The following is a 23955-nucleotide window of genomic DNA, read 5'->3' on the forward strand; positions in this document are numbered from 1 at the left end:
GTGAGCCTGACCGAGCGGGAGAGCGAGATCGTCGCCCTGCTGCGCCGCGACCCGCTGCTCGGCTCGGCGGCCCTCGCGGACGCGCTCGGCACCACCCGCGCGGCGGTCAACGTGCACCTGTCCAACCTGGGCAAGAAGGGCGTGATCCTCGGACGCGGCTACGTGCTCGGCGACGGGCCCTCGGTCGTGGTGATCGGCGGCGCCAACATGGACGTCAAGGCGCGCAGCGCCCGCAGCGCCCGGCCCGGCACCAGTAACCCCGGCCACTCCGCGCTCGCCGCCGGCGGGGTCGGCCGCAACGTCGCCGAGAACCTGGCCCGCCTCGGCACCCGCACCCACCTGGTGGCGGCGGTCGGCGCCGACCCGCTCGGCGACCAGGTCCTGGCCGCCACCTCGGACGCGGGCGTCCGGGTCGAGCACGTCCTGCGCAGCCCGCACGGCACCGGCACCTACACCGCGGTCCTCGACGCCGACGGCGAGCTGGTGGTCGCCGTCGCCGACATGCGCGCGACCGACGAGCTCGCCCCGGCCGACGTCGACGCCGCCCGCGACCTGGTCGCCGCCGCGAGCCTGGTGGTCCTCGACGGCAACCTGGCCGCGCCGACGCTGGGCTACGCCCTCGACCTGGCCGCGGCCGCCGGCGTACGCGTCGTCCTGGAGCCGGTCAGCGTGCCGAAGGCCGAGAAGCTGCGGGACCTGTTCGACCCCAGCCGACCGGTGTACGCCGTCACGCCCAACCGCGACGAGCTCGCGGCGCTCGGCGGCGACGCCGACGCCCTGCACGCGCGCGGCGTGACCTGGGTCTGGGTCCGCCTCGGCGCGGAGGGGTCGCTGCTCAGCGGGCCGACCGGCGTCCACCGCATCCCCGCCGTCCCCGCCGCCGAGGTCGTCGACGTCACCGGCGCCGGCGACGCGATGCTCGCCGCCTTCTGCCACGCCGTGCTGGCCGGCGAGGACGAGGTCGCGGCCGCGTCGTACGGGCACGCGGCGGCCGCCCTCACCGTCGCCAGCACCCACACCGTCCGTCCCGACCTCACCGACCGCCTCGTCAGGAGACACGCATGACCCACCCGATGCTGACCGTGACCCCGGAGGTGGCCGACGCGCTCGCCGAGGGCCGGCCGGTCGTCGCGCTCGAGAGCACGATCATCAGCCACGGGATGCCCTACCCGCAGAACGTCGCGATGGCCACCGAGGTCGAGGGCATCGTCCGCGAGCACGGCGCCGTCCCAGCGACCATCGCCGTTCTCGACGGCACGCCGCGGATCGGGCTGAGCGCCGAGGACCTGGAGCTGCTCGCGAGCCACGGCGACGTCACCAAGGTCAGCGTCCGCGACCTGCCGTACGTCGTCGCCCGCCGCCTGCACGGCGCCACCACCGTCGCGGCGACCATGCGGCTGGCGGCCCTCGCCGGCATCAAGGTGTTCGTCACCGGCGGCCTGGGCGGCGTGCACCGCGGCGCCCAGCAGACCTTCGACATCAGCGCCGACCTCACCGAGCTCGGCCAGACCGACGTCGCCGTCGTCAGCGCCGGCGTGAAGAGCATCCTCGACATCGGGCTCACCCTCGAGACGCTGGAGACCCTCGGTGTCCCGGTGCTGGTCGACGGCAGCGACGAGTTCCCCTCCTTCTACTCCCGTTCCAGCGGCCACGCCGCCCCGATGCGGGTCGACGGCCCCGAGCAGGTCGCCGCGGTCCTGCGGGCCAAGTGGGACCTCGGCCTGGGCGGCGGCGTCGTCGTCGCGCACCCGATCCCGGTCGAGGACGAGATCCCGGCCGCCGAGATCGGCGGGATCATCGACCAGGCCCTGGCCGACATGGACGCGCTCGGCATCCACGGCAAGGAGGCGACGCCGTACCTCCTGGGTCGGATCGTGGAGATCACCGGTGGCGCCAGCCTCACCGCCAACATCGCGCTGGTGCGCGCCAACGCCCGCCTCGGTGCGGCGATCGCGGCGGCCTACGCGGGCTGACCCAGCACGTCGACGACCAGCAGCGCGACGTCGTCCTCGCTGTCGCCCCAGGTCGCGACCAGGGCGTCGGCGAGCTCCTCGGGCGAGCCGCCGGCCGAGGCCGCCTGGGCCGCCAGCCGGTCGATGTTGACGTCGATCGGCTCGCGGCGGCGCTCGACCAGGCCGTCGGTGAAGAGCAGCAGGCGGTCACCCGCCTCCAGCTCGTACGTCGTCGACGGGTGCCCGCCGATCATCGCCCCGAGCAGCGGGCCGCGGGCCTCGACGGGGCGGGCGGTGCCGGACCGCACGAGCAGCGGGGCGGGGTGGCCGGCGCAGACGACCTCGACCGAGCGCCGGTCGGCGGCGACCGCGAGCACGGCGATGGTGGCGATCAGGCCGGAGCCGGAGCGGTCCAGGAGCCGGTCGAGCCGGTCGACGACGGCCTCCGGGCCGTGGCCGTCGTACGCGTAGGCGCGCAGGGAGTAGCGCAGCTCGGCCATCACCACCGCCGCCTCGAGCGAGTGGCCCTGGACGTCGCCGATGACCAGGAGGCAGCGGCCGTCGACCTCGAACGCGTCGAAGAAGTCGCCCCCGACCTCGGCCTGCTGCTGGGAGGCGCGGTAGCGCGCGGCCAGGACCAGGCCCTCGGGCTCGGGCAGCACACCGGGGAGCAGGCTGCGCTGGAGCATCAGGGCGGTGCGGTGCTCGAGCTCGAGCGCCCGGAGGTTCTCGGCCGCGACCGCGGTCGCCTGGGCCAGCCGCTGCAGGAGCACATCGACCTGGTCCTCGTCGTCGTCCGGCCCGGCAGCCGGTACGGCGACCGCCCCGATCGCCCCGCGGTCGGTCGCGATCGCCCAGCTGGTCCAGCCGCCGGCGACGGTGGGCAGCCGGTCGGTCCAGGCCTCCGGGTCGGGGTCCGGGAGCGCGGTCGACGTCGCGACGGCGTCGGACTCCGGCCCGGTGACGACGGTCCGCCAGGCGGTGCCCTGGTCGTCGACGAGCTGGGCCGCGGCGGCCCCGCCGACCACCTCGGCGGCGGCCCGGGCGCTGGCCTCGGCGAGCCGGGCCGGGCTGGCTGCCACGTGCAGCCGGACGACGGCGCGGTTGAGTCGGCCGAGCCGGGTGGCGAGCAGCTCGGCGTCGCGGCGGGCGCCGAAGGAGCGCAGCAGCGCCCGCACCGTCGAGAGCAGCTCCTCCGGCTCGATCGGGTCGACCAGGTAGGCGTCGGCGCCCTGGTCCAGCGCGGTCACCTTGTCGGAGGTCTCCATCGCCACCGCGGACACGTGCACGACCGGGGTCGAGGCCAGGACCGGGTCGGCGCGGAGCGCGCGCGTGATGTCCAGGCCGTTGCCGTCCGGCAGGTGGATGTCGAGCACGGCGAGGTCGACCGGCTCGTGGTGCAGCAGCTCGAGGGCGCCGGCGGCGGTGTCGCACTCGACCACGCCGTACCCGGAGCGCCGCAGCCAGCTCGCGAGCACGTAGCGCTTGGCCGGGGTGTCGTCGCAGACCAGCACGGTCGGGGTGCTCACGGGGCGGGCTCCGGCGGCCGCAGGGGCAGGCGGAGGGCGAACCGGCTGCCGAGCTCCGGGGTGCTGGTGACCTCGATGTCGCCGCCGAGGGCTTGGGCGACCCCGAGCGCGAAGGGCAGGCCGAGGCCGGTGCCGCGGGCCGTGGCGTGGAGGGGGGTGCGGGCCTGGAAGAACTCCTCGAAGACCCGCTCGCGGTCCTCCTCGGTCAGGCCCACCCCGGTGTCGGTGACGCTGATCGTCGTCCCGTCGGCGTCCTGGTCGGCCGCGAGGGTGACGGTGCCGGCCTCGGTGAACTTCGCGGCGTTGCTGAGCAGGTTGCGCAGCACGTGCCGGACCATGTCGGGGTCGGTGTGCACGACGGCGCCGGGCCCGCCCGCGTCGACCACGAGGCGTACGCCGTCGCGCAGCAGCGGGCCGGTCATGTTCGCGAGGTCGTCGAACAGCTCGCGCAGGACGAGGTCCTGCGGGTCGGGGACCAGCCGACCGGACTCGGCCTTGGCCAGGTCGAGCAGCTCGTTGACCAACCCGAGCAGGTCGGTGGCGCTGGTGCGGATGAAGCCGACCTGCTCGGCCTGCTCCGGGCTGAGGCTGCCCGCCCCGGGGTCGGTGAGCAGCCGGGTCAGCCCGAGGACGGAGTTGACCGGCGTGCGCAGCTCGTGGCTGATGCTGCGCAGGAACCGGCTCTTGGCCTCGCTGGCCGCGCTCAGCCGGTCGTTCTTGTCGTCGATCTCGGCGTAGAGCGCCACCACGCCCTGGTTGGTGCGCTCGAGCTCGCCCGACAGCTCGTGGTAGAGCGCCATCACGCCGTGGTTGGTCTCCTCGAGCTCCCGGTTCAGGGTCTCCAGCTCGACGTTCTTGGCGCGCACCTCCTCCAGGACCGAGACCAGCTCGGCGTGCTGCTGGCGCAGCTCCTCGATCGGGGTGCTCTGGTCGTGGAGGCTCACCCGCCCGCGGAGCTGCTGCACCTGCGCGGGGGAGAGCACGGACGGCGTGGGCGGCACCTTCGTGACGACCACCGTCACGTGGTCGCCCTGGCGCTCGTGGACGAGCGAGTCGACCAGCCGGGTGGCCGCCCGGACGCTCTCGTCGTCCGGCCCGAGACCCGCGGCGGCGCGCACGACCGCGACCAGCTCCCCGGACTCGCGCACGGCGTACGTGACCCGGCCGCCGCCGACCGCCACGGCGACCCGGGAGAGCTCGCTGATCGCGGTGGCGACCCGGGTCGCGTCCAGCCGGTCGAGACCGAGCGAGCTCGCCAGCTCGCGGCCGAGCTGGCGGGCCGTGAAGACGTCGGCGTCCTCGGCCAGGACCAGCGTGGTCAGGTCGTGCTGCGGGCTCATGCGCTGACCCGCATCGCCAGCACGCTCGCGTCGTCGCGGCGCGTGCCCGCGTCCCGCAGCAGCGCCGCGGCCACCACGGTCGCGCCGTGCCGGGTGACGGGGGGCAGGTCCTCGGGCGACCACTTCTCGGTCAGGCCGTCGCTGTGCAGGACCACCAGCTGGGAGTCGTCCAGGTCGACCGGCTGCTCCTGCACGCGGGGCAGGTTGTGCCCGACGATGCCGGGCTGCGACGGGAGCCAGCGCGCCCGGCGTCCCCCGACCAGCCGACAGCTGACGTTGCCCACGCCGGCGTGCACCAGGGTCCGCCGAGCCGGGTCGACCAGGCAGACCACGATCGCCGCGCCGCGGGTGCCCGACAGGGCCTGGTGCATCCGCCGCACCAGGTCGGCGGGCGACGTGGACGAGGCCGTGTGGAAGACCTCCAGGGCGCGAGACGACGCCTGCGCCGCGAGGGGCCCGTGCCCCAGGCCGTCGGCGACCACCAACAGGGTGCGGCCGTCGACCTCGCGGTGCCCGACCGCGTCGCCGCAGACCGTCTCGCCGCGCAGCGGCCGGCGCAGCTCGGCCACCAGCGGCTCGTGGTCGCTGCCGTCGGCGGTCAGGCCGGCGACCACGACGGTGCCGCGGGTCGGGGCCGACCACATGCCGACGCGCGCCGAGAGCCGCCGTACGGCGCCGAGGCCGACGCCCAGCGTGCCGGCGCTCGACCGGCCGTCCCCGGCCATCGCCTCGAGGTGACGGGTGCCCGGGCCGGCGTCGACCGCCACGACCTGGAGGCCGCCACCGTCGGCCTCCGGCAGGCGGCGGAGCACCAGGTCCCCGCCGCCGCCGTGCTTGACCACGTTGGTCGCCAGCTCGCTGACGACGATCTCGACCTCGCCGACCCGGTCGGCCGACAGCCCTGCGGCCGTGGCCAGGGCACCTGCCCGGCGCCGGGCGCCGGCGACCGCTGCGGTCTCGTCGACGGGGATCCAGAGGTCGTCGTGGACGACACCGGACCCGTCGGCCGAGGTCATCGTCTCCACTTGACGATCCGGACCCGCGTGCCGCGGTCCGGAGCGGTGTCGACCTCGAAGTCGTCCACGAGCCGCTTGGCGCCGGACAGCCCGAGACCCATCCCGCCGCCACTGGTCCAGCCGTCGGTCAGCGCGAGGTTCAGGTCGGGGATGCCCGGCCCCTCGTCGCGGAACCAGATCTCGATCCCGGGCCGGCCGGCCTTGTCGAGGAGGGCGACCAGGGCCTCGCCGCCGCCGCCGTACACGAGGGTGTTGCGGGCCAGCTCGCTGGTGGCGGTGACCAGCTTGGTCTGGTCGACCAGGGAGAACTTGGCCTGCACGGCCAGGTCCCGCACCGCCTGGCGGACGCGGACCACGTCGGCGTCCGCGGCGACGGCGTACGTCGTGGGCTCAGTCGTCGAGCTGGTCATCGTCGTCCGCCTCGGCGACCACGCCGCTCTGGCGCCCGGCCAGGATGGCCAGACCGCGGTCGACGTCGAGGGCGGTGCGGACCCCGCTCAGGGTGAGGCCCAGCTCGACCAGGGTGATCGCGACGGCCGGCTGCATGCCGACGACGACGGTCTCGGCGTCCAGGACCCGCGAGACCGCGGCGGTCGTGGAGATCATCCGGCCGACGAAGCTGTCGACGATCTCGAGCGCGGAGATGTCGATCAGCACGCCCTTGGCGCCGGTGTCGACGATCCGCTGGCTGAGGTCGTCCTGGAGCGCGAGGGCGATGTCGTCCTGAAGGTCGACCTGGATCGATACCAGCAGCACGTCACCGATGCGCAGGATCGGCACCCGGTCCATCAGCCGCGACCCCGTCCGGTCTTGATGACGTCGTGGCCGGACCGGCGCAGCGCCAGCAGCATGGCGTCGGACAGGTTGGCCTTGGTCTGGATGTCGCCGAACTCGATCCCGAGCGCGACGACGGTCTGGGCGATCTGCGGCCGGATGCCGGAGATGATGCACTCGGCGCCGAGGAGGCGGGCGGCCTGCACGGTCTTCAGCAGGTGCTGGGCGACCTGGGTGTCGACGGCCGCGACACCCGTGATGTCGATGATCGCGTGCTCGGAGCCGGTGTCCACGAGCGCCTGGAGGAGCGCCTCCATGACCACCTGGGTGCGGGCGGAGTCGAGGGTGCCGACCAGCGGCAGGGCGACGATGCCGTCCCACAGCTTCACCACCGGCGTCGACAGCTCCAGCAGGCTCTCGGCCTGCTCGGCGATCACCGTCTCGCGCGTCGCGGAGTAGGTCTCGACCATGAACAGCCCGAGCTCGTCGACCAGGCCGGAGAGGTCGGCGAAGGCGCGGTAGCCGCGCAGGTCGCCCGACGCCTGCAGCAGGCCGAGCACGGCCTCCTTGAGCGCGAAGACGCTGACCGCGGTCTCGGTGGGCGTGAAGCCCTGGCGCGCGCGGGTCCGGCTCAGCTCCGCCAGCAGCGAGCGGAGACCGTCGTACGACGGGGACCGCACGTCGGTGCTGCCCTGGCCGGCCAGCAGCGCGTCGAGGACCTCGCGGAGGTCGTGCGACGACTCCGTGGCGCTCATCCGGCCGGCGAGGCTGCCGCGGACGATCTCGGTCCAGCGGTCCAGGACGTCGTCGCGGTTCTCCTGGAGAAGTCGGACCCAGTCGTACGTTTCCTCAGACACCTGCGCGTGCTCCTCACTTCTTGTTGACCGGTGAATCGTGTCACGGCCGCCGCCAGCGGCAGTACCCACCTGCGGGGGAGAAGGAGGAGGTGTCCAGACCGGTGGGTCGGGGACCACCGGTAGGGCAGGCTGTGCCTCGTGCAGCAGCCCGTCCACTACATCGGCCTCGACCTCGCCTGGGGCCCCAAGGGTCCGACCGGCGTGGCGGTGATCGACCCCGAGGCGCGCCTGCTGCACGTGTCGACCCGCCGCAGCGACGAGGAGATCGACGCCGCGCTGGCGCCGTACGTCGGTGAGGCCTGCCTGGTGGCCATCGACGCGCCGCTGATCGTGCGCAACCCGACCGGCTCGAGGCCGGCCGAGAAGGCACTGTCCAAGGACTTCCGGCGCTTCGAGGCCGGCACCCACCCGTCCAACACCGGCAAGCCGGAGTTCGCCGACGGCGGCCGCGCGTGGCAGCTCGCCAAGCGGCACGGCCTTGACGTCAACCCGCGCTCGGGCCGGGCCCGGCGGGCGATCGAGGTCTACCCGCACCCGGCGACGATCGTGCTGTTCGGGCTGGGCCGGACGCTGAAGTACAAGCACAAGACCGGCCGCGACCTCGAGCTGCTCCGCTCCGAGCTGCTGGAGCTGATGCGGCACGTCGAGTCGGTCGTGACCGTCGACGAGACCTGGCAGGCGCTGCGCCGCCAGGTCGAGCAGGCCGCCCGCAAGAGCGAGCTGCGGGTCGTCGAGGACCAGGTCGACGCCGTGGTCTGCGCCTACGTCGGCCTGTTCGCCGACCGCTGGCCGGACCGGACCACGACGTACGGCGACCTCGAGACGGGCTACATCGTCACTCCCGCGCTGCCCGACGAGAGCGCGGTCATCGGCCGCGCCGTGCAGGAGTACGCCGCCAGCCACGCCGGCCTGGTCGCGGCCGGGGAGCGGGCGCTCGGGCTGGTGACCTCGATCCTCGACGAGGCCGGCATCAACTACCTCAGCGTCACCGGCCGCACCAAGAGCGTGTCGTCGTTCGCGGAGAAGGCCGGCCGGATGGCCGACGGCAAGCCGCTCTACTCCGACCCGCTGCGCGAGATCACCGACCAGATCGGCCTGCGCGTCATCACCTACGCCCAGAGCGACGTCGACGCGGTCGCCCGGCTGCTGGCCGACCAGGTGGTCGTCGTCGACGACCGCGACATGGGCCGCGAGACGGCCAGCGAGGGCCGCTTCGGCTACGCCAGCCGGCACCTGCTGGTCGAGGTCGGCGTGGGCCGCGTCGTCCAGGTCCAGGTGCGGACCGTGCTGCAGCACGCCTGGGCCGAGTTCGAGCACGACATCCGCTACAAGGGCCAGATGCCGGCCGAGCACGCCCGCGACTTCGACCGCCGCTTCACGCTGGCCGCGGGCCTCCTCGAGCTCGCCGACCGCGAGTTCTCCGCGATCCGCGACAAGCTCCGCGAGGCCGCCACGCCCACGGTCGCCGTCCCCGACGACGACCCGCGCCTCGACCCGCGCGAGCTGGCCGCCTTCCTCGCGGGCCAGTACGCCGACGCGGGCTGGTCGCGCACCGACCACTACGCCTGGATCTCCGGCCTGCTCCTCGAGCTCGGCATCACCTCCCTCGACGAGCTCGCCGACACGCTCCGCCCGACCGCGACGATGGCCCTCAGCGAGCGGATGGACTACCGCTACCCGCCCGGCGCCGTACGCCGTCTCGACGACGCGCTGCTCGCCGTCTTCGAGGAGCGGTACGTCGACCTGCACGGCAACGCCCACCGGGCCCCGCTGCTGCGGCAGCGGTTGGAGAAGCTGCGCGCCTGAGCGGGCAGCGTCACGACCTCAGATCTCCGGCAGCTCGCGATCCGGCTCGGAGCCGGACCCGATCCGGGAGGCCACGGCCTGCACCGGCCGGGACGCGGCGAGCTTCGTGCCGGTCCGGAACAGCGCGACGCCGAGCCGCGACTTCGGGTTGGCGACGCGCGGCACGCCCGGCGGGAGGTCCTGGGCGTCGGTGACCATCGGCCGCATCCACTCCTCGTACGACGCGAACGCCGCCGCGGGCGAGGACTCCCGGGCCAGGGACGCGGCGAGGACGTAGCCGCCGATCAGCGCGAGCGAGGTGCCGAAGCCGCCGACCGGGGTGATGCACCAGGCAGCGTCGCCGGTGAGGACCACACGGCCGACCGACCAGGTCGGACAGCGGACCTGGGTGAGGTCCTCGACGTAGAGGTCGTCGACGTCGTCGAGCGCGTCGAGGACGCGGGGGACCTCCCAGCCGAGGTCGCCGAACCGCTCGCGCAGGCCCGCGCGCTGCTCGTCGAGAGGGAGGTCGACGAAGCCGGTGTCGTCGCCCATCCAGTTCAGCATGACCCGGGTCGTGCCCTGGTTGTCCGGCCGCAGCGACATCGACCGCGACCCGGGCACGCTCATCCAGCGCCACCAGTCGTCGTCATCCGGCGTGCGCGGGATCGTGCCCCAGGCGATGTGCATGCCGAGCCGGTCCAGCTGCGGGGCGTCGTCGCCGGTCAGCACCAGCGACCGCGTGCGCGAGCCGGCGCCCTCGGCGACCACGACCAGGTCGAAGCGGCGCAACTCCCCGCTCTCCAGCCGTACGTCGACCCCCGCGTCGTCCTGGTCCAGCCCGACCACCTGGTCGCCGTACCACCAGGCGACCCGGTCGCCGCAGGCCTCGGCCAGCACTCGGGCCAGCTCGCCGCGCAGGATCTCCAGCTCGGCGGTGGGGCCGTCGCCGGACTCGGCGTCGGTCGGGAACTCCGAGACCGTCCCGCCGTCCTCGTCGACGAAGCGGGTGCCGACCTCGCCGGTCCCGGCGGCGCGGACCACGTCCTCCAGGCCCATCCGGACGAGCACGTCCCGGGCCTGGCCGCGGACGTCGACGTTCTGGCCGCCCTCGCGCGGACCGTCCGTGCGCTCCAGGACGGTGACGTCGTACCCGACCTGGGTGAGCCAGTACGCCGTCGCGGGTCCGGCGATGCTGCCGCCGGTGACGAGCACCCGCCCGCGGGTCACGACGACGCCGCTCGCAGCTTCTCGAGCAGCGGCTGCGCCACCTCGTCGAGGAACCGCTCCTGCAGCCGGTCGCCGACCTGGACCAGCGCGACGTCGGTGAAGCCGGCCTCCCAGAACGGCTGGACCGACGCCACGATCGCGTCGAGGTCGGGCCCGCAGGGGATCTGGTTGGCCACGTCCTCCGGCCGGACGAACTGGGAGGCTCCCGCGAAGCCGGCCGGGGTCGGCAGGTCGGCGTTGACCTTCCAGCCGCCCGCGAACCAGCGGAACTGCTCGTGCGCCAGCGCGACGCCCTCCTCCTCGGTCGGCGCCCAGCAGATGGGGATCTGGCCGACCGCGCGGGCGCCGTCGCCGATCGTGGTCGTGCCCTCGGTCGCGTTCCAGGCCCGCACCAGGTCCTCGCGCGGCTCGACGGCGACCAGGTGGTCGCTGATCGGCCCGAACTCCTCGATCGACCGCTCGCCCGACACCGCGACGCCGATCTCGACCGGCTGCTCGGGCAGGTCCCAGATCCGCGCCGACTCCACGTCGAAGTGCGCGCCGCGGTAGTCGACCAGCTCGCCGCCGTGCAGCTCGCGGATGATCTCGATCGCCTCGCGCAGCATCTCCTGGCGTACGCCGACCGCCGGCCAGCCGGCCCCGACCACGTGCTCGTTCAGGTTCTCGCCGCTGCCCAGCCCGAGGGTGAACCGGCCCTCGGCGAGGATCTGCAGCGTCGCCGCCTTCTGGGCGACCACCGCCGGGTGGTAGCGCAGCGTCGGGCAGGTCACGTAGGTCATCAGCCCCACCCGCTCGGTCGCCTGGGCGACGGCGCCCAGCACCGTCCAGGCGTACGGCGCGTGCCCCTGCTCGGTGAGCCAGGGCGAGTAGTGGTCGCTGGAGACCTCGAAGTCGAAGCCGGCCTGCTCCGCGGCGACGGCGTACCGCACCAGCTCGCGGGGGCCGCTCTGTTCGGTCATGAGGGTGTAGCCGAAGGACGTCATGGCCTCCCGGTAACCCGCATTGGGTCCCCGTCGTACCGTCCGAAGGTATGACTCCCGCCGAGCTCCTGACCGAGTCCCTCGAGCGCGTCCTCGAGAGCGGTCGCGCCGTCGTCGACGGCCTCACGCCCGACCAGCTGGCCGCTAGGCCCGCCCCGGACGCCAACCCGATCGGCTGGCTCGTCTGGCACCTCGCCCGCGTCCAGGACGACCACGTCGCCGACGTCGCGGGGACCGAGCAGGTCTGGACGGCGCAGGGGTACGCCGACCGCTTCGGCCTGCCGTTCGAGGTCGGCGACATCGGCTACGGGCACAGCAGCGAGCAGGTCGGCCAGGTCCGCGCCGACGCCGACCTGCTGGCGTCGTACCTCTCCGCGGTGCACGCGCAGACGGTCTCCTACCTCCGCGGCCTGTCCGCCGACGACCTCGACCGGGTCGTCGACGAGCGCTGGGACCCGCCGGTGACGCTCGGCGTCCGGTTGGTCAGCGTGGTCAACGACGACACCCAGCACGTCGGTCAGGCGGCGTACGTCAGGGGGCTGCTGGGGGCGTAGCCGCCTCCAGCTCCTGCTCCTCGTCGACCTTCCGCTTGATCCGTCCCATGCCGGGCAGCTTCGCCAGCATCTCGTTCAGCTCGCGGCTGACGTCGAGCAGGTCGTGCAGGTCGGGGGCGACCGTCGACAGGGTCCGGAGCATCGGGATCACGTCGGCCTGGACCGCGTCGGCGATCACCGGGAGCCGGTCGATCAGGTCCACCATCGCGTCGACCTCGCGCGGGTCGGTCGTCTCGGCCAGCCGCTCCAGCAGGGGCAGCAGTCGCTCGACCGGCCCCTGCACCGACCCCAGCAGCAGGTCGGCCCGCTCCCGGGTCTCGTCGACCGCCGCGATCACGAACCCCGCGTCGGCCCGCGTCGCCTCGATCCGGTCCAGCAGCCGCCGTACGTCGGCGAGGAGCGCCTCGGCCCCGCTCACCAGCGCCGTCGCGCGAGGCAGCAGTCCGAGCGCCTGCCGGACGGTCTGGTCGAGCACGCTGATCGGATTCAGGAAGGGGATGGCCACGGCGCTCCGGTATCCGAACGCGCCGCAGCTGTAACGCGATGTTCGCCGCACTAGGTACGCGCTGCAGCGCGTCCCCAGAGCAGCGAACGTCGCGTTACAGCTGCGGCGGCGGCCCGGCGGCGGCCCGGCGGAGGCCCGGCCGACCCGGTCACCAGGGGCTGGGGACGTAGTCCTTCAGGAAGTGGCCGTAGAGGTCCACTCCGGCCTCGCCCTGCACGATCGGGTCGTAGACGCGGGCGGCGCCGTCGACCAGGTCGAGGGGGGCGTGCCAGCCCTCGGCGGCGATCCGGAGCTTCTCCTGGTGCGGGCGCTCGTCGGTGATCCAGCCGGTGTCGACGGCGGTCATCAGGATCTTGTCGGTCTCGAACATCTCGCCGGACGAGGTCCGGGTGAGCATGTTGAGCGCGGCCTTGCTCATGTTGGTGTGCGGGTGGCCCGGGCCCTTGTAGCGGCGCGAGAACTGCCCCTCCATCGCCGACACGTTCACGACGTACGCGCGGCGCGCGCCGGCCGCGACCGCCGCCCGCATCGATGCGCGCAGCCGCGAGATGAGCAGGAACGGCGCGGTCTGGTTGCAGAGCTGGACCTCCAGCAGCTCCAGCGGGTCGACCTCGTCGACGTGCTGGGTCCAGGAGTTGGTGCGCTGTAGGTCGGGCAGCAGGCCGCCGGCGTCGACGGCGGTGCCGTCGAGGTGCTTCTCGAGCGACGCGTGGCCGGCGGTGAGGGCCAAGGCGGTCAGGTCGGCGGCGGTGCGGGCGGCGACGGCGGAGCCGGACTCGGGGTGGGAGTGCACGTGCTCCTCCAGGGCGCCGGCGATCATCGCGGGGTGCGCCTCGCTCACGCCGTCGAAGGTGACCATCGACGGCAGCGCGACATCGGTCGGCAGCGGCGCGGACTCCATCTCGACCAGTCGTGAGTAGGCGCCCGGGGAGCGTCGTACGGTCTGGCAGGCGTTGTTGATGAGGATGTCGAGCGGCCCGGCCTCGGCGACCTCGTCGGCCAGGGCCACGACCTGGGTCGGGTCGCGCAGGTCGATGCCGACGACGTGCAGCCGGTCCAGCCAGTCGGCGGAGTCCTCGAGCCCGGCGAAGCGTCGTACGGCGTCGCGCGGGAAGCGGGTGGTGATCGTCGTGTGGGCGCCGTCGCGCAGCAGCCGCAGGGCGATGTACATGCCGATCTTGGACCGGCCGCCGGTGAGCAGGGCTCGCTTGCCGGTCAGGTCGGTGCGGGCGTCGCGCTTGGCGTGCGAGAGCGCGGCGCAGGTCGGGCAGAGCCAGTGGTAGAACGCGTCGACCAGCGTGTAGTCGTTCTTGCAGATGTAGCAGCCGCGCGCGTTGATCAGCTCGCCCGCGAAGGCGCCGGTCGTCGAGGACACCAGCGGGATGCCGGCCGTCTCGTCGTCGATCCGCAGCGCCGATCCGGTCGCCGTCGCCTCGGTGATCGCCCGGTCGTGGGCCAGCTCGGCCTCGCGCTTGCGGGTACGACGCTCGGCCTTGAGCGCCTTGTACATGTGCGACGCCGCGTGCTTGACCGTCGTGATGTCCGGGTGGTCGGACGGCAGCTCGTGGAGCTGGCGAAGCACCCGCACGGTGGTGGCGAGGTCGGCGGGGTCGATCCCGTCGAGCTCTTCAGGGGTGGGCACCGGAGGGATTCTAGGCCGGGGTGCGGGTGATCCGATAACGGACGAACGACGGTACGACGAGCGCCGCGACCACCGTCCCGACCACCACCAGGACGCCACCCCCGGCCGCGGCGGCCGCCGTACCGACCGCGGCCGCGCTGGCGCCGTGCAGCACGTCGGCGATCCGCGGGCCGCCCGCGACGACCACGATGAACACGCCCTGGAGTCGGCCGCGCATCTCGTCGGTCGCCGCGGCGAGCAGCATCGAGGAGCGGAACGCCGACGACGCCATGTCGGCCGCGCCACCGACCACGAGCATCGCCAGCGCGGCCACCAGCATCGGACCTCGCCACCGGTCGGCCAGCCCCACCGCGAGGCCGAAGCCCACCATGGCCAGGCCCCACAGCAGGATGCAGACGATCACCGCGCGGCCCTGCCGGTCGACGTGCGAGACCCAGCCGCTGAGCACGCCGCCGATCACGGCGCCGGCGGGGATCGCCGCGAACAGCAGCGCGAAGACCAGGCCGCCCTCGTCGGGCCCGCCGAAGTCGAGGTGGGCGATCTCGGGGAAGAGCGCCCGCGGCATGCCGAAGACCATCGCGATCAGGTCGACGACGAAGCTCATCAGCAGCACCGGCTGGTGCCGCAGGTAGGCGAACCCGTCGATCACGGCCCGCACGCCCGGCGCCGCGCCCGTCGCGATCGCCCCGAACCGCGGCAGGCGTACGACGGCCGACAGCGTCGCGAACAGCGTGACGGTGTCGACCAGGTAGAGCCAGGCGAAGCCCACGAACGGGATCAGCACGCCCGCGAGGAGCGGACCGGCGATCGCCCCGGCCTGGAAGACCGTCGTGTTGAGCGCGTTCGCCGCGGGCAGCAGCTCGGTCCGGACCAATCGCGGGAGCAGCGCGCTGCGGGTCGGCTGGTTGACCGCGAAGAACGCCTGCTGCACCGCGAAGAGCGACAGGAGCAGCCACACGTTGGTCGACCCGAGGGCGGCCTGCACGAAGAACAGCCCGCTCGTCCCGATCAGCCCGAGCGTCGTCACCACGAGGATCGAGCGACGGTCGAAGTGGTCGGCCAGCGCGCCGCCGTACAGGCCGAAGACGACGAGGGGCACCAGGCCGAAGAGCCCGGTGAGCCCGACGTACGCCGAGGAGCCGGTGTCGGCGTAGATCTGCGCGGGGACCGCGACCACCGTCAGCTGCGCGCCGACGACGGTGACGATGTTGGCCAGCCACAGCCGCCGGAAGTGCGGCTCCTGCAACGGGCGGGTGTCGGCGACCAGACCCCGGAGACGCGACACGACGCAGAACGCTACGCGCGCGGCGATGAGGGCCACGGACCGGTCCGGTCTGTAGAACCATGGACACCATGACGGAGCAGAAGAGCGCGAAGGTGCAGGGGCCGGCGTCGTACTTCCCCTCGATCGAGAAGAAGTACGGGCGACCGATCACCGAGTGGAAGGCGCTGCTGCGCGCGAGGGACGGGTACGCCGAGGCCAGGCACATGGAGCTGGTCTCCTGGCTGAAGGCCGAGCACGAGATGGGCCACGGCCACGCCAACGCCCTGGTCGCGCACACGCTGCAGGAGGACCGCGGGTGAGGCTCGGCCCGCCCGCCCCCCTGGCACCCTGGACCTCATGACGACCACCCGGACCCGCTGATGCGCCGCCCCGTGCCCGAGCGACCCGGCCCGGGCCAGGAGTCGGTGTGGGACTATCCCCGGCCCCCGCGCCTGGAGGAGTACGCCGGGTCGCTGGTGATCGAGCTCGGGGGTGTCGAGGTGGCCCGGACGACCCGCGGCTGGCGGGTGCTGGAGACCAGCCACCCGCCGACGTACTACCTGCCGCGCGCGGCGTTCCTCGAGGGCGCGCTCCGCGAGGCGGCGGGGTCGAGCTGGTGCGAGTGGAAGGGGCAGGCGTCGTACCTCGACCTGGTCGGGGGCGACGCGGTCGCGCCGCGGGCGGCCTGGACCTACCTGACGCCGACCGCCGGGTTCGAGCCGATCGCCGGGGCGATCGCGGTGATGGCCGCGGCGACCGACCGGTGCCTGGTCGACGGCGAGGTGGTCGAGCCGCAGCCCGGCGGGTTCTACGGCGGCTGGGTCACCTCGACCGTGGTCGGCCCGTTCAAGGGGATCCCGGGCTCGACGGGCTGGTGAGGCTCAGCAGCCCCCGTCGGGGACCCGGCCGAGCAGCCGGTCGGCGAGCAGGTTCGACCACTGGCCCGAGGACGGCCCGCCGCACTCGGGGCCGTCGGACTCGCCGGGGTGCTTGACCCAGAGGGTGCCGTCGAAGGCGCCCTTGAAGCGCAGCTTCGGCGCGGCGCCGAGGCGGGCCCAGGTCGGGTTGATGACCCGGCCGTCCAGCGGGCCGCCGGAGCGGCCGTTGCGGGAGGTGTCGACGACGTACTTCTTGCCCTTCACACCGACCTTGCGCAGCTCGCGCAGGAGCGTGTTGGCGTAGGCCTGCTCGGCCGCGGTGGTGCGGAAGTTGGAGACGTTGGTGCTGAACCCGCGGGCCCACCGGATGCCCGAGCGCTTCAGCAGCGCGGCCCGACCGGGCACGCCGCCGTTGGCGTTGGACCAGTTGGAGTGCGCGGAGTCGAGGTAGACCCAGGCGCCGGCCTTGGTCAGGGTGCGCGAGGCGTAGCTGAGCAGCGCGGGCCAGGAGCGGGTGCCGGCGCACGAGGTGTTGTCGGCGTAGAACCCGATCGCGTCGGGCTCGAGGATCAGCAGCGGCTTGGCCTGGCTGCGCTTGATGCCCTTCGCGACCTGGCGGACCCACTTCTTGTAGGCCGCCGGGGTGCGCAGGCCGCCGGCGGAGTGCTGGCCGCAGTCGCGCCCGGGGATGGCGTAGACGACCATCATCGGTGTCTTCCGCGCGGCCTTGGCCCGGCCGAGGTAGTCGCGGGCCGCGCCCGCGACCGACCCGGTCGCGTAGTAGTCGGTGAACCACAGCGCCTGCGGCTGCCGCGCGATGGGCTGGTACGCCGACCCCTGCTGGGCGGCCGGCATCCGCGGGTCGACGAACAGCCCGAGCCGCTTGCGCGGGTCCTTGGCCTTCTTCTTCGCCACGACCTTCTCGACCGGTGCGGCCACCGGCGCGGCCTCGGCGGAGGCCGGGGTCACGGCGTGGAGCGGCGCGGTCAGGAGCAGACCGGCCGCGAGCAGGGCGAGGCGACGTGGGAGCACCCGTCCAGGGTAAGCGGCCTACGGCGTCGGCTGGTCGTCTTCGCGAGGACCGAAGACGCAGATCACGTCGAGCTGGTCCTGGTCGAGCGGCAGCCCCCAGGCCGCCATCTGCGCCCGGGAGCGCCGCGAGAACAGCCCTCGGAACAGCTCGTACGGCGCCACGCCCTCCGCGGCGACGTCCCCCAGCATCATCGGCGCGACCGCGTCGAGGACCGGTCGCCACAGCCGCTCCGGCGGGATCCCGAGCCCGAACGCCTCGTGCAGGTCGGCGTGGTGGACGGCGATGTCCCACACGATGGCCGGGCGCGGGGTGTCGACGGTGGACGCGATGACCGCGCCCTGGTGGGACAGCAGCTCCTCGACCAGGTCGGCCACGGGCAGGTGCATCCGCTCGTTGACGTGCCGGGCCGTCCACTCCGGGCCGGGCGCGCCGTCCATCCGGCCGGTGACCAGGTCGGCGGGCCCGCCCGCGAGGTGCGCGAACACCTCCTGCGCGGTCCAGGCAGGAGACGCGGGGACCGCGGTCGCGAGCTGGATCGGCGTCAGCCCACGGCCGAGCGCCGCGACCGCCTCCGCGTTGCCGCGGTAGAGCGAGCCCCAGTCCGACATCTCAACCTCCGGGTGCGACGAGGCAGAACGGGTGTCCCGCCGGATCCAGCATGACCCGCACCAGCTCCTGCGGCTGGTACGACGCCGGCCGCGCACCGAGCTGCTGCGCGCGGGCGACCGCCGCGGGCAGGTCGTCGACCGCGACGTCGAGGTGCAGCTGCATCGCGACGTCGCCCGGGCCGGCCGGCCAGGTGGGCGGGACGTGGTCCTCCTCGAGCTGGAAGGCCAGCCCGGCGCCCTCGTCGTACCCGGGAGGCTTGAGGACCACCCAGTCGTCGCCCGCCGCCGGCTCGCCGTCGCGGAACCGGTAGCCGAGCAGGTCGGCGTAGAACCGGGCCAGCCCGACCGGGTCGGGGCTGCCGAGGACGGTGCTGGCGAGGCGGAACACGGGCGCGGTCACGGCCCCTCCGAGAAAGTCTGAAAAAGTTCGCTCACGGCTGTCGTACCCGGTGCTCGTCGCTCGTAGACCGGGTGAGAGGCAGCCAGCAGCGGCCGCCGTCCACCGAGGAGAACGCGATGACCCAGTACTTCCTGTCCGTCCACCACGACGAGGCCGGCCAGGCCGAGATGGAGGCCTTGACCGACGACGACCTGCAGCGCATGTTCACCCAGGTCGGCGCGTTCAACGACAAGCTCCGGGCCGCGGGCGCGTGGGTCTTCGCGGGCGGCCTGCAGCCGATCGAGCAGTCCACCTGCGTCGACGCCACCGGCGAGAAGCCGGTCGTCACCGACGGCCCGTTCGCCGAGTCGAAGGAGTACCTCGGCGGGTTCTGGATCATCGAGGCCGCCGACCTCGACGCCGCGCTGCAGTGGGCCACCGAGGGCTCGGCCGCCTGCGAGGGCAAGGTCGAGGTGCGGCCCTTCCAGTCGGAATGACCTCCGCGATCGAGCGGATCTTCCGTGACGAGCACGGCCGGGTGGTCGCCTCACTGGCCCGGCGCTTCGGGGACCTCGACGTCGCCGAGGACGCCACCAGCGAGGCCCTCCTGGTCGCGCTCGAGAGGTGGCCGGTCGACGGCGTCCCCCCGAACCCGGGCGCCTGGCTGACCACCACGGCCGGCAACAAGGCCATCGACCGGATCCGCCGCGAGCGGCAGCGCGACGTCAAGCACCAGGCGGCCCTGATGATCAGTGACGACACCCCCCACGAAGCGACCGGCCTGGTCGAGGACGACCGGCTCCGGCTGGTCTTCACCTGCTGCCACCCCGCCCTCGCCCCCGAGGCCCGGGTGGCCCTGACCCTCCGGCTGCTCGGTGGCCTCACGGTCGCCGAGATCGCGGCGGCGTTCCTCGTTCCCGAGACGACGATGGCCCAGCGGATCACCCGCGCCAAGGCCAAGATCAAGGGCGCCCGCATCCCCTTCCGGGTCCCCGCCGCGGCCGACCTGGCCGAGCGGCTGGCCGGCGTGCTCGCGGTGGTCTACCTGGTCTTCAACGAGGGCTACCTCTCCTCGTCGGCCGACGCCGAGCCGCTGCGCGAGGAGCTCACCGACGAGGCGATCCGGCTCGGCCGGATCCTGCGCAGCCTGCTGCCCGACGAGCCCGAGGTCGCTGGTCTGCTCGCGCTGATGCTGCTCACCGACGCCCGCCGCACGACGCGGGTCGCCGGCGGCGAGCTGGTCCCGCTGCCCGAGCAGGACCGCGGCGGCTGGGACCGCGCGCTGATCGGCGAGGGGCACGCCCTGGTCCGCGAGTGCCTGGCCCGCAACCGCCCGGGCCAGTACCAGCTGCTCGCCGCGGTCAACGCCGTCCACACCGACGCCGCCACGGTCGCCGACACCGACTGGTCGCAGATCGTCACGCTCTACACCCACCTGGGCTCGATCGCGCCCAGCCCGTTCGTCGAGCTCAACCGCGCGGTCGCCGTGGCCGAGCTCGACGGACCGGAGGTGGCGCTGGCGCTCGTCGACGGGCTGCCGCTGACGTCGTACCACGCCTTCCACGTCACGCGCGCCGACCTGCTGCGCCGCCTCGGCCGCAGCGCCGAGGCCCGCGAGGCGTACGACGCCGCCCTCGCCGCCACCGAGAACTCCGCCGAGCGGGCCTACCTCACCCGGCGCCGGGACCAGCTCAGCGCCTGACCCGTTCGTCACATGAACGCAAGATGAACGTGGCACCCTGGTCCGGTGAACGGACCCGGCGTGACGCTCTGGCGACTGACCGTAGCCGCGAGCGCGGCGACCGGGGTCTGGCTCGCGGCCCAGCAGTACGACGTGTGGTGGACCGCGCTGAGCCAGCTGGCCAACCTGGCGGTCGCGGCGTCGTACGTCGGCCTCGCGGTGCGCGAGCCGCGCTCGCCCTGGCTGCGCGGCGGGCTGACCAGCGTGATGCTGCTGGTCGCGCTGGCCTACCTGCCGATGGCCAACGGCAACCTGCTCGAGCCCTGGTCGCTGCTGGAGCACGTCGTCACGCCGGGGCTGGTGCTGGCCGACTTCCTGCTGGTCGGGGTCAATCAGGGTGGGCTGCGCTGGTGGCACCCGCTGACCTGGCTGGTCGCGCCCGCGGCGTACCTCGGCTGGTACGTCGCCGCCGACCTGGCCGTCTACGACGCGCTCGATCCTGCCGCGTCCGGGGTCTTCCTGGCCCGGCTCGCCCTGCTGCTGACCCTGCTGCTCGCGGCCGGCTTCGCACTCTGCCTCGCCGGTCGGCGGCGCGTCCTACGCTTGCCCGCGTGACCCTCTCGCCGCTCGCCCTGCCCGGTCCCGACGACGCCCTGGCGTGGGTGCGGGCCTACGCCGCCGACGGCCTGACGACCGCTCGCCGCCTGGTCGACGAGCTGCGCGCGACCCCGCCGGCCGACACCCGCGACGCGCTGCGCCAGTGGGACGAGATCAACCGCCAGCTCGGCAACGTGGCGGCGCTGGGCTCGCTGCTGTCCAACGTGCACCCGCAGGAGGACGTCCGCACCAGCTGCGAGGAGGCCGAGGTCGAGGTCGACCGCCTGGCCACCTCGTTGCGCCAGGACCGCGCGCTCTTCGACGTCTTCGACGGCCTCGACCCGGCCGGTCTCGACGATCAGGCGGCCCGGCTGCTCGACAAGGTGCTGGCCGACTTCCGCCGGGCCGGCGTCGACCGGGACGACGCCACCCGCGCCCGGCTGGCCGTGATCAACGAGCGACTGACCGCGCTCGACCAGGAGTTCGGCCGCAACACCCGCGACGACGTCCGCACCGTCACCGCCCCGGCCGCGCGCTTCGCCGGCCTCCCCGAGGACTGGCTGGAGGCGCATCCCGCCGACGAGCACGGCGACGTCACCGCCACCACCGACTACCCCGACTCCGTCCCGGTGCGGATGTTCGCCCACGACGCCGACCTGCGCCACGACATGTCGGTCGCCTTCCTCACGCGTGGCTACCCCCAGAACGAGCCGCTGCTGCACGAGCTGTTCGCGCTGCGCCACGAGCTGGCCACCCTGGTCGGCTACGCCGACTGGGCGTCGTACGACGCCGACGTGAAGATGATCGACTCCGGCCCGGCCATCCCCGAGTTCATCGACCGCATCTCCGCCGCGGCGACCGAGCCGATGGAGCGCGACCTCGTCGTCCTCATGGAGCGCTATCGCCAGGACCGGCCCGACGCGACCGAGATCCCGGGCAGCGACGCGTCGTACTACCAGGAGGTCGTGCGCCGCGAGCAGTACGACGTCGACGCCCAGCAGGTCCGCCGCTACTTCGACTTCGCCAAGGTCCGCCAGGGCCTGCTCGACGTCACCGGCCGGCTGTTCGGCCTGTCGTACGTCGAGGTCGCCGACGCGCCCGTCTGGCACGAGGACGTCACGGCCTACGACGTCGTCGAGGCGGGCTCGGACGAGCCGTTCGCGCGGATCTACCTCGACCTGCACCCCCGCGAGGGCAAGTACAAGCACGCCGCCCAGTTCACCCTCACCGACGGCGTCGCCGGCCGGCAGCTCCCCGAGGGCGTGCTGGTCTGCAACTTCGCGCGCGGACTGATGGAGCACGACCACGTCGTCACCCTGTTCCACGAGTTCGGCCACCTGGTCCACCACGTCCTCGGCGGCCGCGGGGAGTGGGCCCGCTTCTCGGGTGTCGCCACCGAGTGGGACTTCGTCGAGGCGCCCAGCCAGATGCTCGAGGAGTGGGCCTGGGACGCCGACATCCTCGCCACCTTCGCCACCGATGCGTCCGGTACGCCGATCCCCGCCGACCTGGTCGCCCGGATGCGCGCCGCCGACGACTACGGCAAGGGGATCTACGCGCGGGTGCAGATGTTCTACGCGTCGATGTCCTACTGGTTCCACACCTCGCGGCCGGACGACCTGACGGCCGCGATGCGCGAGCTCCAGGCCCGCTACTCGCCGTTCCCCTACGTCGAGGGCACCCACATGTTCGCCAGCTTCGGCCACCTCGGCGGCTACTCCTCGGCGTACTACACCTACATGTGGTCGCTGGTCATCGCGAAGGACCTCTTCAGCGCCTTCGACCCCGACAACCTCTTCGACCCCGAGGTCGCCGGCCGCTACCGCGACCGCGTCCTCGCCCCCGGCGGCGCGCAGGACGCCGCCGACCTGGTCGCCGACTTCCTCGGCCGGCCGTACTCCTTCGACGCGTTCGCGGCCTGGCTGGCGCGGTAGGGCCGGTGTCCTAGTTACCCGGTTCACCGGGTAACTAGGACGTTCCTGGGGGTTGCGTTGCCCGGGAACGTCCTACTTACCCGGTGATCCGGGTAAGTAGGCGACCCTGCTTGAGCCCAGCAACACATCGGCGTACGCTCACGATATATCGCGAACAGTTGCCGACAGTCACTCGGACCGCCAGGCCGACCGCGGTACTCCAGATCAGGAAGGAGTCCCACGATGGGACAGCGAGGATTCAACCGACAGTGGTCGCGGTACGCCGACGACCAGATGCAGCAGCACCGGGGTCGCGGCGGACGCGGCGGCCCCTTCGACGGACCGTGGGGCGCCGCCGGCCCCGGCTGGGGTGGCGGCCGTCAGGGCCCCCCGCCGTGGGTCGCGGGCCTGTTCGGTCTCGACCAGGGCGACCGGCGCCGGGGCCCGCGGGTCCGGCGCGGTGACGTCCGCTCCGCCATCCTCGACGTGCTCCGCACGGCGCAGGAGGGTGAGCCGGTCAACGGCTACCAGGTGATCCAGCAGATCGCCGAGAAGTCCGGCGAGGCCTGGCGCCCCAGCCCGGGCTCGGTCTACCCGACCATCCAGCAGCTCCAGGACGAGGGCCTGGTCGAGGTCGACGAGGAGACCAAGCGTCGTACCGTCCGGCTCACCGAGGACGGCGCCACGTACGTCGCCGAGCACGCCGACGAGCTCGCGGCCGTGTGGGCGCCCTTCGAGGCGCGCGAGCGCGAGGCGAGCAGCGACTTCGCCGACCTCAAGCCCGAGATCGGTCAGGTCATGGGGGCGGTGTGGCAGGTCGTCACCACCGGCTCCGAGGCGCAGCGCCGGGCCGCCGTCGACGTCCTCGTCGACGCCCGCCGCAAGCTCTACGGCATCCTCGCCGAGGGCGACGCCGCCGAGGAGGCGGACGAGCGATGAACGACGCCCAGCTGCGGATCGGCGACGCCGAGCGCGAGCAGGCGGCGGCCGCCCTGGGCGACCATTTCGCCCAGGGCCGGCTGAGCTCCGACGAGCACGGCGACCGGCTCGACCGGGTCTGGGCCGCACGCACCCGCGCCGATCTGGCCCCGGTCTTCCGGGACCTCCCGGGCCACCGCGACCCCCGTCGTACGGCGCCCCGCGGCTACTGGAGCGGCGGGCCGAGGATCTTCCCCGGCCCGCTGCTCCTCGTCCTCGGCGTGCTGATCACCCTGACCGTGCTCACCCACCTGCCGTTCGTGCTGGTGGGGGTCCTGGTCGCGGTCTTCGTGATGTCGCGCCGGCGGCACCGCCGGTCGGGGCCGCCGCAGCTGGGCTGGCGCTGACGTGCTCGCGAGACCCGGGCGGGGTCTCGACACGCGCCTTCTGACTTCGCAGGCTCAGTCAGAGCGCTCGCTCGACCACCGACGTCCGGTCCGCTGACGCGTCCCGGACCGAC

Annotated in this window: 26 protein-coding genes; 12 read left to right on the top strand and 14 right to left on the bottom strand. The window is 73.5% G+C overall.

Annotation, left to right across the window (positions count from 1 at the left end; translation table 11 throughout):
• On the top strand, window positions 1–1065 hold the full coding sequence (locus tag V7S47_RS09400; protein ID WP_336561313.1) for a carbohydrate kinase: 1065 nt from the start codon (window positions 1–3) through the stop codon (window positions 1063–1065).
• Window positions 1062–1973 (top strand): pseudouridine-5'-phosphate glycosidase, encoded by a 912-nt coding sequence (locus V7S47_RS09405; RefSeq protein ID WP_336561314.1) that lies wholly within the window; start codon window positions 1062–1064, stop codon window positions 1971–1973. Before V7S47_RS09400 ends, V7S47_RS09405 begins: the two co-directional genes overlap by 4 nt.
• Here V7S47_RS09405 and V7S47_RS09410 read toward each other — a convergent pair.
• The 6 genes from V7S47_RS09410 to V7S47_RS09435 are packed head-to-tail and all read right to left on the bottom strand — an operon-like array spanning window position 1961 to window position 7468.
• Window positions 1961–3481, bottom strand: coding sequence for a SpoIIE family protein phosphatase (locus V7S47_RS09410; protein WP_336561315.1), 1521 nt, complete (start codon window positions 3479–3481; stop codon window positions 1961–1963). The genes V7S47_RS09405 and V7S47_RS09410 overlap by 13 nt on opposite strands.
• Window positions 3478–4821, bottom strand: coding sequence for an ATP-binding protein (locus V7S47_RS09415; protein WP_336561316.1), 1344 nt, complete (start codon window positions 4819–4821; stop codon window positions 3478–3480). Before V7S47_RS09415 ends, V7S47_RS09410 begins: the two co-directional genes overlap by 4 nt.
• Complete coding sequence (locus tag V7S47_RS09420) at window positions 4818–5837, bottom strand: SpoIIE family protein phosphatase (RefSeq protein ID WP_336561461.1); 1020 nt, start codon at window positions 5835–5837, stop codon at window positions 4818–4820. The genes V7S47_RS09415 and V7S47_RS09420 overlap by 4 nt, the downstream gene beginning before the upstream one ends.
• Window positions 5834–6247 carry an anti-sigma regulatory factor gene (locus tag V7S47_RS09425; protein ID WP_336561317.1) on the bottom strand — a complete coding sequence of 138 codons (414 nt, stop codon included), beginning with the start codon at window positions 6245–6247 and terminating at the stop codon, window positions 5834–5836. The genes V7S47_RS09420 and V7S47_RS09425 overlap by 4 nt, the downstream gene beginning before the upstream one ends.
• A complete protein-coding gene (locus tag V7S47_RS09430; RefSeq protein WP_336561318.1) occupies window positions 6228–6626 on the bottom strand; it encodes an STAS domain-containing protein in 399 nt (132 codons plus the stop codon). Before V7S47_RS09430 ends, V7S47_RS09425 begins: the two co-directional genes overlap by 20 nt.
• Entirely contained in the window at window positions 6626–7468 is an 843-nt protein-coding gene (locus V7S47_RS09435) for an STAS domain-containing protein (protein WP_336561319.1), read from the bottom strand. The genes V7S47_RS09430 and V7S47_RS09435 overlap by 1 nt, the downstream gene beginning before the upstream one ends.
• A 138-nt stretch (window positions 7469–7606) precedes the next feature.
• Between V7S47_RS09435 and V7S47_RS09440 the strand changes: the two genes are divergently transcribed.
• Window positions 7607–9274, top strand: coding sequence for a DUF429 domain-containing protein (locus V7S47_RS09440; RefSeq protein WP_336561320.1), 1668 nt, complete (start codon window positions 7607–7609; stop codon window positions 9272–9274).
• 18 nt (window positions 9275–9292) lie between these two features.
• Here the strand turns inward: V7S47_RS09440 and V7S47_RS09445 are convergent, their stop codons facing one another.
• Window positions 9293–10483, bottom strand: coding sequence for an FAD-dependent monooxygenase (locus tag V7S47_RS09445; RefSeq protein ID WP_336561321.1), 1191 nt, complete (start codon window positions 10481–10483; stop codon window positions 9293–9295).
• The gene (locus V7S47_RS09450; protein ID WP_336561322.1) at window positions 10480–11466 is read right to left on the bottom strand and encodes an LLM class F420-dependent oxidoreductase; all 987 of its coding nucleotides are present in this window, start codon (window positions 11464–11466) and stop codon (window positions 10480–10482) included. Before V7S47_RS09450 ends, V7S47_RS09445 begins: the two co-directional genes overlap by 4 nt.
• A gap of 47 nt (window positions 11467–11513) precedes the next feature.
• On the opposite strand from V7S47_RS09450, the gene V7S47_RS09455 reads away from it, so the two are divergent.
• Entirely contained in the window at window positions 11514–12017 is a 504-nt protein-coding gene (locus V7S47_RS09455; protein ID WP_336561323.1) for a mycothiol transferase, read from the top strand.
• Here the strand turns inward: V7S47_RS09455 and V7S47_RS09460 are convergent.
• The 3 genes from V7S47_RS09460 to V7S47_RS09470 form a co-directional block, all read right to left on the bottom strand.
• Window positions 11995–12522 carry a hypothetical protein gene (locus tag V7S47_RS09460; RefSeq protein ID WP_336561324.1) on the bottom strand — a complete coding sequence of 176 codons (528 nt, stop codon included), beginning with the start codon at window positions 12520–12522 and terminating at the stop codon, window positions 11995–11997. The two genes, V7S47_RS09455 and V7S47_RS09460, sit on opposite strands and share 23 nt — an antisense overlap.
• Window positions 12523–12670: 148 nt before the next feature.
• Window positions 12671–14164, bottom strand: a complete 1494-nt coding sequence (locus V7S47_RS09465) for an SDR family NAD(P)-dependent oxidoreductase (protein ID WP_336561325.1) — start codon at window positions 14162–14164, stop codon at window positions 12671–12673.
• 10 nt (window positions 14165–14174) lie between these two features.
• Complete coding sequence (locus V7S47_RS09470) at window positions 14175–15449, bottom strand: MFS transporter (RefSeq protein WP_336561326.1); 1275 nt, start codon at window positions 15447–15449, stop codon at window positions 14175–14177.
• A 68-nt stretch (window positions 15450–15517) separates the two neighbouring features.
• On the opposite strand from V7S47_RS09470, the gene V7S47_RS09475 reads away from it, so the two are divergent.
• Both V7S47_RS09475 and V7S47_RS09480 read left to right on the top strand, forming a co-directional pair.
• Window positions 15518–15748 (top strand): DUF4287 domain-containing protein, encoded by a 231-nt coding sequence (locus V7S47_RS09475; protein ID WP_336561327.1) that lies wholly within the window; start codon window positions 15518–15520, stop codon window positions 15746–15748.
• 72 nt (window positions 15749–15820) lie between these two features.
• Entirely contained in the window at window positions 15821–16306 is a 486-nt protein-coding gene (locus V7S47_RS09480) for a DUF427 domain-containing protein (RefSeq protein ID WP_336561328.1), read from the top strand.
• A gap of 3 nt (window positions 16307–16309) precedes the next feature.
• Here V7S47_RS09480 and V7S47_RS09485 read toward each other — a convergent pair whose 3' ends face one another.
• The 3 genes from V7S47_RS09485 to V7S47_RS09495 are packed head-to-tail and all read right to left on the bottom strand — an operon-like array spanning window position 16310 to window position 18347.
• Window positions 16310–17338: a glycoside hydrolase family 6 protein gene (locus V7S47_RS09485; RefSeq protein WP_336561329.1), complete on the bottom strand. Its 1029-nt coding sequence runs from the start codon at window positions 17336–17338 to the stop codon at window positions 16310–16312.
• An 18-nt stretch (window positions 17339–17356) separates the two neighbouring features.
• A complete protein-coding gene (locus V7S47_RS09490; RefSeq protein ID WP_336561330.1) occupies window positions 17357–17947 on the bottom strand; it encodes a hypothetical protein in 591 nt (196 codons plus the stop codon).
• Window position 17948: 1 nt separating this feature from the next.
• Window positions 17949–18347 carry a VOC family protein gene (locus V7S47_RS09495; protein WP_336561332.1) on the bottom strand — a complete coding sequence of 133 codons (399 nt, stop codon included), beginning with the start codon at window positions 18345–18347 and terminating at the stop codon, window positions 17949–17951.
• Between the two features lie 116 nt (window positions 18348–18463).
• On the opposite strand from V7S47_RS09495, the gene V7S47_RS09500 reads away from it, so the two are divergent.
• The 6 genes from V7S47_RS09500 to V7S47_RS09525 all read left to right on the top strand — a co-directional run bounded on the left by V7S47_RS09500 (window position 18464) and on the right by V7S47_RS09525 (window position 23842).
• Window positions 18464–18823 carry a YciI family protein gene (locus V7S47_RS09500; protein WP_336561333.1) on the top strand — a complete coding sequence of 120 codons (360 nt, stop codon included), beginning with the start codon at window positions 18464–18466 and terminating at the stop codon, window positions 18821–18823.
• On the top strand, window positions 18820–20028 hold the full coding sequence (locus tag V7S47_RS09505; protein WP_336561334.1) for an RNA polymerase sigma factor: 1209 nt from the start codon (window positions 18820–18822) through the stop codon (window positions 20026–20028). The genes V7S47_RS09500 and V7S47_RS09505 overlap by 4 nt, the downstream gene beginning before the upstream one ends.
• A gap of 45 nt (window positions 20029–20073) precedes the next feature.
• Window positions 20074–20622 carry a hypothetical protein gene (locus tag V7S47_RS09510; RefSeq protein ID WP_336561335.1) on the top strand — a complete coding sequence of 183 codons (549 nt, stop codon included), beginning with the start codon at window positions 20074–20076 and terminating at the stop codon, window positions 20620–20622.
• Window positions 20619–22538, top strand: a complete 1920-nt coding sequence (locus tag V7S47_RS09515) for a M3 family metallopeptidase (RefSeq protein WP_336561336.1) — start codon at window positions 20619–20621, stop codon at window positions 22536–22538. Before V7S47_RS09510 ends, V7S47_RS09515 begins: the two co-directional genes overlap by 4 nt.
• 222 nt (window positions 22539–22760) lie before the next feature.
• Window positions 22761–23456, top strand: a complete 696-nt coding sequence (locus tag V7S47_RS09520; RefSeq protein WP_090851311.1) for a helix-turn-helix transcriptional regulator — start codon at window positions 22761–22763, stop codon at window positions 23454–23456.
• Window positions 23453–23842: a DUF1707 SHOCT-like domain-containing protein gene (locus tag V7S47_RS09525; protein ID WP_336561337.1), complete on the top strand. Its 390-nt coding sequence runs from the start codon at window positions 23453–23455 to the stop codon at window positions 23840–23842. The genes V7S47_RS09520 and V7S47_RS09525 overlap by 4 nt, the downstream gene beginning before the upstream one ends.
• Window positions 23843–23955 lie beyond the last annotated feature (113 nt).

This window comes from Nocardioides sp. CCNWLW216 (assembly GCF_037120545.1).
Classification (GTDB): domain Bacteria; phylum Actinomycetota; class Actinomycetes; order Propionibacteriales; family Nocardioidaceae; genus Nocardioides; species Nocardioides lianchengensis.

Excerpts from the sequence above, each read along its gene's own strand:
- V7S47_RS09405 (WP_336561314.1), top strand. The coding sequence starts at position 1,062 with ATGACCCACCCGATGCTGACCGTGACCCCGGAGGTGGCCGACGCGCTC.
- V7S47_RS09520 (WP_090851311.1), top strand. The coding sequence starts at position 22,761 with ATGGGACAGCGAGGATTCAACCGACAGTGGTCGCGGTACGCCGACGAC.
- V7S47_RS09420 (WP_336561461.1), bottom strand. The coding sequence starts at position 5,837 with ATGACCTCGGCCGACGGGTCCGGTGTCGTCCACGACGACCTCTGGATC.
- V7S47_RS09455 (WP_336561323.1), top strand. The coding sequence starts at position 11,514 with ATGACTCCCGCCGAGCTCCTGACCGAGTCCCTCGAGCGCGTCCTCGAG.
- V7S47_RS09430 (WP_336561318.1), bottom strand. The coding sequence starts at position 6,626 with ATGGACCGGGTGCCGATCCTGCGCATCGGTGACGTGCTGCTGGTATCG.
- V7S47_RS09450 (WP_336561322.1), bottom strand. The coding sequence starts at position 11,466 with ATGACGTCCTTCGGCTACACCCTCATGACCGAACAGAGCGGCCCCCGC.
- V7S47_RS09415 (WP_336561316.1), bottom strand. The coding sequence starts at position 4,821 with ATGAGCCCGCAGCACGACCTGACCACGCTGGTCCTGGCCGAGGACGCC.
- V7S47_RS09525 (WP_336561337.1), top strand. The coding sequence starts at position 23,453 with ATGAACGACGCCCAGCTGCGGATCGGCGACGCCGAGCGCGAGCAGGCG.
- V7S47_RS09425 (WP_336561317.1), bottom strand. The coding sequence starts at position 6,247 with ATGACCAGCTCGACGACTGAGCCCACGACGTACGCCGTCGCCGCGGAC.
- V7S47_RS09500 (WP_336561333.1), top strand. The coding sequence starts at position 18,464 with ATGACCCAGTACTTCCTGTCCGTCCACCACGACGAGGCCGGCCAGGCC.
- V7S47_RS09475 (WP_336561327.1), top strand. The coding sequence starts at position 15,518 with ATGACGGAGCAGAAGAGCGCGAAGGTGCAGGGGCCGGCGTCGTACTTC.
- V7S47_RS09505 (WP_336561334.1), top strand. The coding sequence starts at position 18,820 with ATGACCTCCGCGATCGAGCGGATCTTCCGTGACGAGCACGGCCGGGTG.
- V7S47_RS09490 (WP_336561330.1), bottom strand. The coding sequence starts at position 17,947 with ATGTCGGACTGGGGCTCGCTCTACCGCGGCAACGCGGAGGCGGTCGCG.